Genomic DNA, 14,790 nt, shown 5'->3' with positions numbered 1-14,790 from the left:
AGGATTTAGCCCTGGCTTTCTGCTTTATGGCTTTATTCTTTCACATCGTATCTGCCTTGAATATCTGGTTGAACTTTAGCCGCAACTGCATTCAAAGCATCCGCCGCGTTTTTCTTGCCTAACCAAACCTCATCCAGTGAAGAACTAACTGTAGCCACAATTTTCGCTTGGTTTTTCAAATAATAAGCGACACCTGGAACGCCATTTTTAAGCAAATTATTCATCATGGCATCCTTAAATCCAGGCGGATGAGCGGCTGGATTCGCATCTACCCATTTTGCAACTAATGCTGGATCTGTATACCACTTTTTCATCGTAGGCATCCATAACCCACTACTGTATAGCTCGATAGCGCCCTCAGGATTCGACATCCATTTAAACAGCATCCATGCTTCATCCGGATGTTTGGACTCTTTGAAGAATACGGTAGCGCCGCTTAAAGCAACGACAACATCTTTTTTCAGCTTAGGAAGCACACCAATATCATAATTAACCTTGGCATTTCCCAAATCCAGGTTCATCCATTGGCCGCCGATTGCCATCGCTGCAATCCCCGATTGCAGTGCAACATTCATGGCCGGCATGGATTTAGCTGCTAGCGGAGAAGGTGCAACATGATACACGTTGATGAGATCAGAAAGCTTTTGGATGGCTTCCGCGCTCTCCGGCTGGTTCAGCGTAAAGGTCTTTCCATCTTTGGAAACCCAATCGCCGCCATTGCTGTAGATAAAGTTATTTAACGGCTCGGACCATGTTTCAAACGTTACGCCATACTGCTTAATGCTTTTGGGATCAAAGGCTGGGTCCGCTGCATTTTTGCCATTTTTATCAAGGGTTAATTTTTTAGCATTTTCTACAAATTGATCCCATGTCCATGCATTTTCAGCTTTGGTAGGCGGAGCGCCGACACCGGATTTTTCAAGTAAATCCTTGCGGTAAAACAATCCGAAGGTTTCGCCGGCTGTGCTTATTCCCCATGCATTTTCTGGATTAGACTTGTACCACACGTAATCTAGGAAATCGTCCTTCTTTGTATCTCCGTCCTTGGCAAGCATATCGAACAGATTGACGAATCTTCCTTCTTTCGACCAAGTATCACCCAGATCTGGCGTCATGTAGCCCGTATCCGGCATATCGTTACTAGCTGCCATTGCGGTAAGCTTCGTATTGTAGTCCGCATTAGGGATTTGAATCGTATCTACAGTAATCCACGGGTACTTCTCCGTAAATTTCTTCGTTGCATTTTCGATTGCCTTCTTCTCATCGGGGCTGCCCCAATAGGTAAACTTCAATTTCACCGGATCTTTTTTAGCCGCAGCCGTTGTAGCCGACGCTTTCGCGGCTTCGGGGCTTGCGCTTGTGGTTGGCGCGGATTTATCTCCGCCACTGCTGCAAGCCGCTAAAAGCAAACTTGAAATCATCATCGTACTCACGATTACGGGGAATTTCCCGAAATTTTTTCTCATTTTTTCTGACCTCCTCATATTTATAAAGCGTTATCATTCCTTGCAATTTGAATTATAAGGGATCAGATCACTCGAAAAATTACATTATTATTGGTTTTTTGCACTATTATTCGTACTTAACGCTAATCCTGAGGAAGCCTGATGGTGACCTTGGTTCCTTTCCCTTCTTCGGATTCCATATGAAGGCCATAGTTTTCTCCATAGGTGATGCGAATCCTTTTGTTCACATTTTGAATGCCAATCGAATCATTTTTCTCATCCAACAGGCGTTCCAGCATGTCTTTCGGTATGCCTTTGCCATTATCTTCAATTCGAAAATATCTGCTTCCTTCCTCGATCCAACAAGAAATCTTGATGTTGCCTTCCATCTGCTTCGAATCAAATGCATGCACAAGCGCATTTTCTACGAAGGGCTGCAAAAAGAATTTGGGAACTCCATAAACGAACAATCTTGGATCCATCTCATATTCGAAATGAAACTTCCCTTCAAATCTCTTCGTCATAATGTAAATATAACTTTTGAGGTACTCCCAATCATCCTTAAAGGGAACCAGCGGTTTTTGAGATTTTACCGTATATTTCAGCATCGTAGATAAACTGACAATCATTTCACTAACCTCATCTTGTCCGTTTTCTACAGAAATTAAATTAATTAAATTGAGTGTATTGTACATAAAATGAGGATCCAGTTGAAGATTTAACGCTGTTATTTCCGCTTCTTTTTCTTTAATTTTGCTTTCATAATTTTCTTCAATTAACTTCTGAATCTTTCCGTTCATTTCATTAAATTTTTTACTTAATACGGTAAGTTCCCTGCTTCCTTCTTCCTTAATGCTAGCGTCAAAGTTGCCTTCCCCTGTCTTCCTAATCGCTTTGAGCATGTTCCGAATAGGTTTGGTAATACGGTCTGTAATAAAATAAGAAGTGAAGAAGGAAATGATCAATAGAATAAAGACCGAATACATAATATAAGACTTCATTGTATCCAAGATTTTACCCAATAACTGATCAGATGGGATAACCACAGCGGAAGTCCACCCCGTTACTTTGGAGGTGTCAAAGCAAATAATCCTATTTTTACCGTCAATCTGAATGTTTGCTGTACCGCTGCCTTTATCTACAATTTCATGAAGCCAAGGCCAATCCGCTTTCTTGCTAATTAGATTTGCATCTTGATGGGATACGATGTTACCTTCCTTCGTCACAACAAAAAAGTAACTTCCATCAACAGGGTTAATCCCATTAAAGGCTTTTTGAAAAAAATCTGCTTTGTAATTAACAATTAATACAGGTTTTTCCATATTCGGAGGAAAAGTATGATAATTTAAACCATCAAAATAAGACCCATTGATCAACTCGACAGCGGAAAACATGTGACGGTATTCGACATTCGCATCTTTCATATAATCCAGGTGAAACATACTAGAGAATTCATAAGTCGGAACCCATTCGATTTTACCGTCTCTCTTAACAGCAGTCTGATAAAGCTGCGTATTTTTCAATACGCCTGGAGGAATAAAGTTTTTGTAGCCGCCATTATTTGGGGCCATGGATGGACCGAATGTATAATAGCTGGTAGCTAATTGTGAGGAATAAATGTCCGGTGAATGTGAGAAATATTTATCCATTATGACCGATATTTTTTTATCCAATAAATTGATCTGGTAGTCTTCCTCCGGCTTGATCTCGGAAAAAGCACTGTAAAGATCCTTATCCACCATAAATGACACAATATTATCCGTCACCTGCGACAGTTTGGTGTCCATAATTTCATTGTTTTTTTTGACAATTTCATACACATTTTTCTGCACGATGTCCGATACGACATTTTTACTTACCGAATAATATTTGTAGCCAAAAAAACTTAGAGGGATCATAATCAGCAACAAATAAGTAACCACAAGCTGCGTTTTAAGCCCAAACTTTTGCGGGAATGCGAGATTAGCTTTTGCTCTCATAACTAGGATTCCTTCCTTTTCAAATGCCTGAATTTATTAGGTGAGACCCCTAGTTCCCTTTTGAACAGCCGAATGAAATAAGCCGAATCCTTGTATCCGATTTTAACGGCAATATCAGAAATTTTATCATCCGAATTGCTTAGTAATCGTTTCGCATTATCCATCCTGACTTTGATCACATAATCCGATAAACTCGTACCGGTGTGGTTTTTAAATAAACTGCTAAAGTAAGAGGTGTTAAAATGATACATTTGCGCTATGAACTCCAAAGACAGTTCTTCCGCGAAATGTTCTTGAATATAGGTCATACATTTTTCAATAATGATGCGGTTTTTATCTTTACCTGCCGTTTGATAAAGATCGATCATCTTCAGCAGCATCTTTTTCGTCCAATAACGCAGCTCCTTATAGTCCTCACAGGAAGCCAGTTGACTTCTCATTTCCCTCAGTCTCATGTGATACTCTTCTTCGCTTATGAGATGGTTGGCCGCTTTTAATTGAAACACAATTAAACGACTGATATCTTCTTTTATTTCCGCCGGATTCAAGTGGGTTAAAGAAGGAATGTGTTCAAAAAGAGTATTAATTCTGCCATTCATCGCATCCTCATCACCCTTTTTCATCGCAGCCAACAGTTCTTCCTCTTGTCCGATCAGAGGATTAAGTTTCGATGTGTCCGTCGTCATTTCCTCAAAAAAAATCACTTGACCCGAACCAAGAAAAAACTTGCGCTGCAGCGCGGAAAGAGCGTGTTCATAACAACGCTTACCGCTCACCATCATTTCAGTCCATGCCGACCCTACCCCGACCGTTATTTTCATGCCATACTCCGCTTTGCAATTGCCTATCCAGTTTTCCAAAATGACCAACAACTCTTTGGGACGAAATAGTCGCGGCTCCTTACTTGAAACAACAAAAGCCACTGTACTCTCTTGCCCATCCAGAATGAATGAAATCACATGTCCACGACTCTTTAATAGCGATTTTAGCTCCATATTCATTTGATGCATGATTCGCTCTTTAGACGCTTCCATAGGTTTGCTTTTTCCCAATTCCGTAATCAACAGAATACCACTTTCCTCAGTTCCAACCGCTTTTTCCAATTCAACCGACTCAGCTTCGTTTAACTGACCATGAATCCATTTATTTAAGAGATGGGTTTGATATACCGGCAGAGATTCGTCTAACTTCCGCGCCATTTCTTCCTTTCTTTTATTCTCTGCATAATCATCTTCAAGAGCGTGATCGATTTTCAAAAGCAGCTGTTCAAGACCCGATTTTCCAAAGGGTTTCACAATATAATCAAAAATACCGAGGCGTATCGCTTTTTGGGCATAATCAAATTCTCCATAGCCGGTAAGCAAAATCACTTTGGCACGATTTTTTTTCTCATATAGAGCCTCGACTAGCTGTAAGCCGTCCATTTCGGGCATTCTAATATCCGTAATAATGACATCCATAGGGTTATCCTGAATAAAATCGAGCGCCAATCTACCATTAAGAGCCTCATGCACCTCATATTCGGGACGCAAGGCTCTGACAATATTGGCCAATGCCTTTAATTGTCTGGATTCATCGTCTACCAAGAGCATTTTATACATAAACAGAAGCCACCTCTCTCTTAGATGCATATAAACCAAACTTACTCGATATATGCGATACATAAATGGCACTTTCATTGAAAAATAGGAGTATTATTGGTTTTCACTCCAAATTTTATTCACTATTCTACAATATCCGCATACATTTACAAGCGCTTTCAAAAAAGTACAAATAAATCTAAAGTTAGTACAATAATCAAACAACTATTATATTTTCAACTCGATGATCTATGTTAATTTTAATAGGAAAGATACCATGTTCTAGGGGGCGAGTAAATATGTAAGCGCTTTTTGTTATACCTTTGGTAATGGCTTTTAACCAAGATCCCAATATTAGGAGGAAGAATTGATGAAAAAATCTGCAAGTATGGTGATGAGTTCTATATTGGCTCTCAGTGTGTTCTCCGGAATCTCCAGTTACCCAAAAAATGTAGAAGCAGCTGTAGCTCCCCAGTTTACAGTGGATTTGTCCAACCAATATCGAACTGCAACGCATGTCGCTTCAGGATCGCTCTATGGACTTGCTGAGGATGGAAGACCCACGGATGCCTTGATTGGACCCACAAAGCCTAAAATGTTTACACAAATGGCGCCCAATGGCGGGCAATTGCCGAATGGTGAAACGACACCCATTGGTGATGCACTCAAAGTAGCTCCAATTGCAGCAAGAAACGGTGCGCAGGTCATGATTCGCATGCCGGATATTTTTCCTAACTTCCCTTACCAATGGGTGAGTTGGGCTGACTGGTACAGCAAGGTTGATACAATGGTGAATGCTAGAATTGCATCCGGTGCAACCAATATCTACGGCTATGAGATTTGGAATGAGCCTAACTGGACTTGGGATACCACACATGCCGGCGCCTTTAATGACGGTTGGAAGAATACGTATTTGAGAATCAAAACCCTTGATACGACTACAAAAATTGTTGGACCTAGCATCGAACATTATGATGGTGCGTGGATGAGCAACTTCCTAACGTATGCCAAGAATAATAACGTACTGCCTGATATTATCAGCTGGCATGAATTAGGGGATCCGGAAGGAAACTATATCAACGACCCTAAACCATGGAATATTTCATCTCACATTGCTGCTTATAGAGCATTGGAAAGCAGTCTTGGGATCTCTCCTATACCGATTAGCATAAATGAATACAGTGTTATACAGGAAGAAGGAGTTCCCGGCAGCAACGTACGCTATTTCGCACAGTTTGAACGTAACGGTGTAGATACTGCCAGCGATGCGTTCTGGTTTAGACCTGGTAGACTCAGCAATACGATTACAGATACAGCTAAAGCGAATGGCGGATGGTGGTTATTCAAATGGTATGGGGACATGGCTGGTAATATGGCGATGACGACCCCTTCCGTTACGAATGCTTTAGGTCTCGATGGAATTGCAAGCATTGATTCTGCCAATCAGGTATCTCATGTCTTGTTCGGTGGAGCAGATGGTGATAGTAATGTTGTTGTAAAAGGGTTTGGATCCGCAAATTTCTTTAGCACCAACGCCCACGTTAAGGTGGAATCTACCCCTTGGTATGGCGTAGATACAGCTGTTTCCTCACCGACGCCAGTTTTTGAAGGGGATTTCACCATTACCAATGGACAGATTTCTGTACCCGTAACCGGCATGAACAAATCGTGGGGTTACCATATGATTATTACCCCTACAGGAACAAACAACAATAGATACGAAGCTGAGAGCGCGACAATCAATCATTCAACTATCTACAGTAATATTAGCGCATCCAACGGTAAATATATCGGGGGTATCGACTTTAGTGACAGCTACGTACAATATACGGTAAATGCACCAACAGCTGGCACATACAACATGGATATTCACTACGCAAACGGTACAACAGCGAACTCAACCCATAATTTGTCCATTAACGGAGGTGCTTCGTTGGCGGTAACCTATCCTGTTACCGGAGGTTGGTTATCTTCGGGCAACAGTGGCACTTTAACGGTTAGTGTTAACCTGAACGCAGGCAGTAATACGATTCGATTAACCAAGGGCGCAACCGGTTTTGCTGAGCTTGACTATGTGCAATTAGCTAAACCGACTCCATTCAACCTTCGAGTTGAAGCTGAAAAAGCGAGCGTTAATCACTCAGTCATTGGTACAAGTGGGTATGCATCTAGTGATATGTTTGTAGGCAACATCGATTTCTCCGATAGTTATGTACAATATAATGTCAATGTACCTTCAACAGGAACTTATTCGATGGACATCGGATATGCAAATGGGACAGCGGCAAACTCAACTCATAGTTTGTCAGTTAACGGAGGAGCAGCAACAACAGTAACTTACCCTAGCACGGGGGGCTGGACTGCAGCCTACAACCCTAATAATGGAAGTCGTAAAGTCCTTACTCAGAATATCAATCTAAATGCAGGCGACAATACGATTCGATTTACGAAAGGTACGAGTTACGCCGAGTTGGACTACATCCAATTGAAAAATAATACTACCTATGAAGCTGAGAGCGCGACTGTCAACCACTCGAATATCTTAAGCAATCTTAATATTTCCAACGGCAGCTATGTCGGGAATATTGACTTTAGTGACAGCTATGTTGAATTTAGTGTAAGTGTAGCATCAGCTGGCACATATAACTTGGATATTGGCTATGCAAACGGCGGAACAGCAACCTCTACCCATAATTTGTCTTTAAATGGAGGCGCCTCTTCAACAGTAAACTATCCTGTTACTGGCGGATGGCTATCTTCAGGCAATGGGGTTAATCTCGGCGTTGTAACGGTCAATGTCAGCCTTAATGCAGGTACGAATACGATTAGATTAACTAAGGGTGCAACCGGGAATGCTGAACTCGATCGTGTTACCGTGTACTAAAGGAAATTAATATTGCCTGATTATGAGGGGCAGCGAGCTAGATTACATCCAGTTTCAATAGCCTCTCCAAGCTTACCAAGCCTCCGACCTCTTACAGATACTATTGCTAATTTTCTATCCTTGTTTCCAGGTTAATAGCTCTAGGCACAATCAAATTGGTTGTGCTTTTTTTATGTTCTATACGATAACACTGACATTCTTGCGACTTCTTTCGCTCCTTTGGGTACAAAAAAAGCCCCTCGCTTGGGATTAGCGAATGGGCTTAGCCGATTCTAGTTTTAGTCGGTTCAACTAACTCCTCATAAACCCGGGAGTCCAATTTCCCGGAATTTGCCCGGTGACATGCCCACGGTTTTCTGGAAGGTATCGGCGAAATAGCTCCTTGTACCGAAATTTATGATATCCACAATATCTTGTATGCTCAGATCCGTCGTTTTCAAGAGCAGCTTAGCACGATCGATTTTCGCATCGTTGATATAGCTATTCAGGTTTACACCCACTTCGCTTTTGAATTTCCGGGTCAGATAGTATTTGGAGTATCCGAACCGCGAAGCGAGCAGCTCGACCGATAATTTCTCTTCAATGTGCATATGGATAAAATCGCAGCAGCTTTGGATATGCGGCGACAGCGTCGGGCTGATAAGAATTGCATGCACCCTCTGGATAAAATCTTCGTACATCCTTTTGTTAATAGCGGCGAGCTCCGTCAAAATTTTGCATGCTTCGATCGACTGGATATAGTGGTCCCCGACCGCATAGGCGGTATCCGGAGAAAGACCTCCTTCGATGGCGGCTCGGGCACAAAGAGAGGTAAAAACGATGCAGGTGTCTTTCGCCTGGCGAATAGGGTCGCCGACATCCATGCGAATTCCGCTGCTGATGGCGATTCCTTTGGCAAGCACACGCTTGTAATTCAAGTTGCCCTCGCGGACCATTCCTAAAATTTCTTGTTCAAACATATAGGCTATTTGCCCGTTGCTTTGCCCATCTTTGATCGGGCGGGCTCTATTAGGTTCGCCGCTGTCTTGATAGCTGATATCGCTTGGTTTCAGCTTGATTCCTGTCATACAGTAATGCAGCATAAGCGCATATTGTTGAAAGAGTATGGCCGGTACGATGGGAAGGGATTCCAGTACTCCGAACAGTTCGTTTTGCATGGCGATCGACAGATCCAGTGTACGCAATGATTTTTTAAAGCTATCCGGTGACATATCCATGCTGAAGATGGGACCGATCACATGAAATACCGCTTGTTGTTTATCATACACCGAAATCCAACCCAACCCGATCGGCGCGCTTAAAATCATCGGAGCTTCCTGTTTTTGGCCTTGCGCCAGCATGTAATCTTTGCATTTAGAGACGGTAAAAAGCGTATTCAAGGCCAACTCATCAGCACTGTTGCTGTACATGATTTTGCCGTCCGAGCCGAAAACCCAGCTGGATAAGTCCTGATCGCATCGGATTAATTCGCGAAACAGCTTCATATTTTGTTCAACACTCATCTATTCCAATCCCTCTCTTCCATCCGTCAAACGTTCAATAATTAGTTATAATGTTATCATATTAGTGATGTATTCCATAATTATCGAAATATTGAACATAAAGGCGATATTACGAACACTTCTAATCCCGATTCCATCGTAAAGTTATAGCAAGGAAGACAACATTATGAAAAGGAAGGGATTGGACATGAGCAATCAACAATACGGCGAGTTTGAAAACATGAATATTCTTAAAGAAATGAACAATTCCAGCAAATTAGAACAGAAGCTAATGACGGACGGTCTTGAAATCCCAGTTGGGGACATCAAGAGCATTGAAGTTTCAGAGACCGGCCACAATACGCAGGTCAATATTTACTACCCGGAAGGCGAAGGTCCGTTTCCTGTCATGGTGTACATTCACGGAGGCGGAATGGTTACCGGTTTCAACAAGATGGATGAACCCGTGATCCGTCAGATCTGCCGCGATGCCGAATGCGCCGTCATCAGCCCGAACTATGTGCTGGCTCCCAAATATCAATGGCCGGTTGCATTGGATGAACTTTACGAACTGATCCGCTACTTCTTTCAGAATGCCGAGCAATACAATTTCGACAAAACCCGGATTGCTATAGGCGGCAACAGCGCGGGAGGAAATTTGGCCGCAGCCCTTGTCGTCAAAGCACATCAGGAAAAAGAATTTTCGTTCGACTATGCGGCACTGGTCTATCCCGCAATGGACTTTTCGGCGGAGGCAATAGCCGAAGGGGTCAATGAACTGACGAATTTGGAGGCCATGTCACCGGAAGGAGCAGCTCAATTACTTAAGTTATATATTCCTGAGGGAGAAGACCAAAAAAATCCCCTCATTTCGCCATTTTATGCCGATCCGACGATCTTCCCTCCTACAAGCATCTTTGCGGGGCGCAGAGATCTGTTGATGCATCAAAATAAATTGTTTGCTAATAAGTTGACGGATGCCGGGGTAGAAGTTTTATTCAAGTGTTATGATAATGCCGATCATGGATTCCTGGAAATCGCGGGGAATGAATCCATCGCACGAAACTGCAAAACGATTATGGCAACGGAATTAAAACGCATTTTCACAAAATAAAGCATAAACCGAACCCAAGCAGCAAGTAAAGCTGCTTGGGTTTTAATTTCAACTATCATAGATATTCTTTTCCGACTTGATCATCTCGTCTAGAACGGCCTCGAAGTCTTTTCCCACCAAACAAGTAAATTTTGAGAACACCCACGCCCAACGAAAAAGCATGGACCCGGTACAGTACCGAATCCATGCTTTGTGTCGACTTACTTACCCTGCAACCATCTCAGGATGCTCGAATTGGCTGTTATACAAGTTCGCATAGACCCCGCCTTTACGCATCAAATCCTCATGTGTGCCTTGTTCGACGATGTCGCCTTCGTTCATGCACAAAATTAAGTCGGCACCTCGAATCGTCGACAGCCGATGCGCGATAATAAAACTGGTCCGCCCCAGCATCAACCGATCCATAGCCTTCTGGATCAAGATTTCCGTCCGGGTATCTACGGAGCTTGTCGCCTCGTCCAGGATGAGTACCCGTGGATCAGCGAGAATCGCCCTTGCAATGGTAAGCAGTTGCTTCTGTCCTTGCGAAACATTACTCGTTTCCTCGTTTAATTCCATATGATAACCGTCTGGCAACGTACGGACGAAGTGGTCGACCTGCGCTTCCTTCGCAGCAATGATCACTTCCTCGTCGGACGCGCTTAGGCGGCCGTAGCGAATATTCTCCATAATCGTGCCGTTAAACAGCCATGTGTCTTGAAGCACCATACCGAATTTACTCCTTATATCCTGCCGCTTGAACGTCGTCAGGTCATGTCCGTCAATAAGGATCGAACCCCCGTCGAGCTCATGAAACCGCATCAGCAGCTTGACAATCGTCGTCTTCCCCGCCCCAGTCGGCCCGACGATCGCGACACGTTGACCGGCACTCACATGTAAGGAAAAGTCTTTAATAACCGGCTTCCCCTTCTCGTAACCGAACCTCACGTGCTCGAATCGAATTTGGCCTTGAATCGCAGCTTGATCCACGGGCAGGTCGGATTCACACTGCTCCTCCTCGTTCTCGTTCAGAAATTCGAATAAGCGCTCCGATACAGCGACCATGCGCTGCAGTTGGCTCGATAAGTTCGCGATTTGCGTGATCGGCTGGGTGAAATTCCGTACATATTGAATAAAAGCCTGAATATTGCCGATGCTGATATTGCCGTTCGCCGCCATATAAGCCCCTGCAATGCAGATTACGACATACCCGATATTGCCAACAAACATCATGACCGGCATCATTAATCCTGAGAAGAACTCGGCTTTCCTCGCGCTTGCTGCCAACTTACCGTTCTCCGCATCGAACTGCTCGAGGGCCTTCTTCTCGCCGTTAAATGCTTTCATGACGATGTGACCGCCATATATCTCCTCCACCAGTCCGTTCACGCGCCCGAGATATTGTTGTTGATTGCGAAAATGTTTCTGCGATACACGCACCAACGCGATGACTAGGAAAAGCGAGACGGGTATCATGACGACGGCGATCAAGGTCAGCTGCCAGCTGATCGTCAGCATCATCGCGACGACGCCGATGACCATTGCCAAGGAAGACAGCAGTTGGGTTATGCTTTGACTGAGCGATTGCTCCATCGTATCAACATCGTTTGTAATTCTTGATAGCACGTCGCCTTGACTGTTGCGATGGAAATAGCCGAGCGGCATGCGGTTAACCTTGCTGATGATCTCGTTCCGGAGTCGGTAAGAAATCTTCGTGGCTATGCTTGCCATAGCATGCCCCTGCATATAACTGAACATGGCGCCGACCAAATATAACCCCACTAATGAAAGAACGATCGTTCCAATAAAGTTGAAATCGATGTCGCTTGGATCCCCCCGCATTACACGAGCGATTCCCGTTGCCAACTCATCTGTTGCCATGGCCATTATTTTGGGGCCTGCGATTGTAAATATAGCAGCTCCTACGGATAGGAACGCCACAGCAGCAAGCTGCCAGCGAAAGGGAGATAGATAAGACATCAGCTTCTTCAATCCGCCCTTGAGATCTTTCGATTTCTCGACCTTGCCCATGCCTCCTGATTGACCAGCGGATTTCGGTTTTTGATTGTTACTGGATTCGCTCATGCCAGTTCCTCCTTCGTAAGCTGCGACTCCGCAATGTCCCGATACGTCGAGCAACTATTAAGTAACTCTAGATGTGTACCTTTGCCGACGATGCGCCCTTTGTCGAGCACGATGATCTGTTCCGCATTCTTGATCGTGCTCACCCGCTGCGCCACGACCAGGACGATTGCGTTCGCTGTGTATTGTTTCAACGCCCTTCTGAGCATAGCATCCGTCTTCAAATCAAGCGCCGAGAAACTATCGTCAAAGATGTACAAAGACGCCTTCTTGATCAGCGCTCGGGCGATGGCAAGTCGCTGACGCTGGCCTCCACTGAGATTCGTTCCACCCTGCGCGATTGGCGATGCAATCCCTTCCTCCCATTTATCGACGAATGCCTTTGCTTGCGCTACTTCCAGCGCTTCTCTGATTTCAACCTCATTTACTGTCTCTTTCCCGTACCGAATGTTGGAAGCGATATCGCCAGAGAAAAGAACTCCTTTTTGTGGTACATACCCAATATGATTGCGCAGCGCCTCTTGCGACAACTCCCGGATGTCAATGCCACTCAGGGTGATCCTCCCCGCCGTCACGTCGTAGAAACGAGGAATGAGATTCACGAGCGACGACTTACCCGAACCGGTTGTTCCGATGAACGCCGTTGTCTGGCCTGCTTTTGCCGTAAAACTAATGTCTTCTAGAACATTCTCTTCGGCATTCCGATAACCGAAATACACGTGTTCAAACTCGACCGAAATGCCTTCGTCTAGCTCTAACTCTTTCACCTTAGGTTGATCGCGAACGCTCATTTCTGTATTCAATACTTCCTTAATCCGCTCTGCGGAAGCGATTGCCCGAGGGATGGATACAAACATGATTGACATGAACAGGAACGACATAATAATGAGCATGATATACTGCATGAACGCAATCAAATTGCCAATCTGCATTTCGGATTCCGCGATCGCACTAGCCCCCACCCAAATGATCAGCAGCGTAACAAGATTCATCACGAGCGTCATAGCCGGAATCATAAATGCCATTGTTCGTTGGACGAAGCTATTCGTCCTTCGAAGTTTATCATTTGCCTGTTCGAACCGAATTTCCTCAGATGCCTCGTTCCCGAATGCACGAATGACCATCATACCTGTCAAGTTTTCTCGACTAACAAGATTTAATTTATCAATCAGCTTCGGAAGCACCTTGAATTTCGGCATGGCCAAGGAGTAAAGTACGAGAATGATACCGACAATAGAGATAACGGCGACCGCGATAATCCAGCTCATCGACAGGCTGCTGCGAATGGCGAGAATAATGCCGCCAATGCCCATTATTGGGGCGAAAAGCATTAATCGAATCCCCATAAGAATCAACTGTTGGATTTGTTGAACATCATTCGTTGTTCGGGTAATCAATGTAGCTGTCGAGAACCTGTCGTACTCCGAATTCGAGAATTGTCCAACCTTTTCGAAGACGTCAAATCGGATCCTCATGGCTATGGTCGTGGCGATCTTGGAGGAAAACCATCCGACAAGAACCGCGGCGAGGCCTCCCAGCAACGCAACCCCTAACATCTTAAGTCCGGTGCCGATAATGTATTCACGCTGGAAATGGTGAAGGTCGACACCCAGCTCTCGGTAGAATGAACCGGTATATGTAACTGCAATCTGAGAACCAGTCATCGATTTATCTTCTGCAGCTGCCTGAATATAGGCATTCAGTTCACCCGAAGCCTTCAGGCTTGTAAACAGAGGCACCATCTCATAGAGGTTTGACGCCTCTATCCTCCCTCCATCCTGTCCATTCGCCCTTAAGGCACCGTCTGCAGACTCTACTCCTTGCAAGTCCTGCAAAGAAAGGGCCATTGCATGGACTGCGCGGTTATAGACGTTGTCGACAGATTCCGTTCCAGGTTCTTTCCGCTCCGTCAACATATAAATGTCCTGCGTGGTAGCGGCCGGGAAACGTTCCGCAGCGTTCATCGACTTTTCGGTACCAGTCGCGACAAGATCGTAATTATTCATTAATGTCGCTGCGTCTTGCTCGCTCAGAAAGACTTTCAGGAGATCGACTCCGTCTTTACTGATTGCAGAGGGAGCGCCTTGCTCGATGCCTCCAGCCTGAATACCGGTATCGACCATATCGCTCATTAAATTCGGTAATCCTAAATCGCATAACACTTGAACGAATAAGAAAGCGATGCTCATCGTTAGCGTTAGTGTGAATGGTTTTAAATAGCGCAGGATAAGTTTCATGATTTACTC

At 44.3% G+C, this 14,790-nt stretch carries 8 protein-coding genes; 2 read left to right on the top strand and 6 right to left on the bottom strand.

Translation table 11 applies throughout. The features are described from left to right. Positions 1-32 precede the first annotated feature (32 nt). From AC58P7_RS00380 to AC58P7_RS00370, 3 genes are all read right to left on the bottom strand, one after another. Positions 33-1,466: an ABC transporter substrate-binding protein gene (locus AC58P7_RS00380; protein ID WP_497339394.1), complete on the bottom strand. Its 1,434-nt coding sequence runs from the start codon at positions 1,464-1,466 to the stop codon at positions 33-35. Positions 1,467-1,588: 122 nt separating this feature from the next. Next, a complete protein-coding gene (locus AC58P7_RS00375) occupies positions 1,589-3,424 on the bottom strand; it encodes a sensor histidine kinase (protein ID WP_497339393.1) in 1,836 nt (611 codons plus the stop codon). A 2-nt stretch (positions 3,425-3,426) separates the two neighbouring features. Further along, positions 3,427-5,025, bottom strand: a complete 1,599-nt coding sequence (locus AC58P7_RS00370) for a response regulator transcription factor (RefSeq protein ID WP_497339392.1) — start codon at positions 5,023-5,025, stop codon at positions 3,427-3,429. 349 nt (positions 5,026-5,374) lie between these two features. On the opposite strand from AC58P7_RS00370, the gene AC58P7_RS00365 reads away from it, so the two are divergent. Beyond that, positions 5,375-7,888: a CBM35 domain-containing protein gene (locus AC58P7_RS00365; RefSeq protein ID WP_497339391.1), complete on the top strand. Its 2,514-nt coding sequence runs from the start codon at positions 5,375-5,377 to the stop codon at positions 7,886-7,888. Positions 7,889-8,187: 299 nt separating this feature from the next. On the opposite strand, the gene AC58P7_RS00360 is transcribed toward AC58P7_RS00365, so the two are convergent. Next, on the bottom strand, positions 8,188-9,390 hold the full coding sequence (locus AC58P7_RS00360) for a helix-turn-helix transcriptional regulator (RefSeq protein WP_497339390.1): 1,203 nt from the start codon (positions 9,388-9,390) through the stop codon (positions 8,188-8,190). Positions 9,391-9,577: 187 nt separating this feature from the next. Between AC58P7_RS00360 and AC58P7_RS00355 the strand changes: the two genes are divergently transcribed. Then, a complete protein-coding gene (locus AC58P7_RS00355) occupies positions 9,578-10,483 on the top strand; it encodes an alpha/beta hydrolase (protein WP_497339389.1) in 906 nt (301 codons plus the stop codon). A gap of 204 nt (positions 10,484-10,687) precedes the next feature. On the opposite strand, the gene AC58P7_RS00350 is transcribed toward AC58P7_RS00355, so the two are convergent. Both AC58P7_RS00350 and AC58P7_RS00345 read right to left on the bottom strand, forming a co-directional pair. Further along, positions 10,688-12,547, bottom strand: a complete 1,860-nt coding sequence (locus AC58P7_RS00350) for an ABC transporter ATP-binding protein (protein WP_497339388.1) — start codon at positions 12,545-12,547, stop codon at positions 10,688-10,690. Beyond that, positions 12,544-14,781, bottom strand: a complete 2,238-nt coding sequence (locus tag AC58P7_RS00345) for an ABC transporter ATP-binding protein (RefSeq protein ID WP_497339387.1) — start codon at positions 14,779-14,781, stop codon at positions 12,544-12,546. The genes AC58P7_RS00350 and AC58P7_RS00345 overlap by 4 nt, the downstream gene beginning before the upstream one ends. Positions 14,782-14,790: the final 9 nt, after the last annotated feature.

The sequence above is a fragment of the Paenibacillus sp. J22FR5 genome, assembly GCF_059691975.1.
Note: the sequence above shows the minus strand (reverse complement) of the source record. Positions and strands in the feature narration are given on the sequence as shown.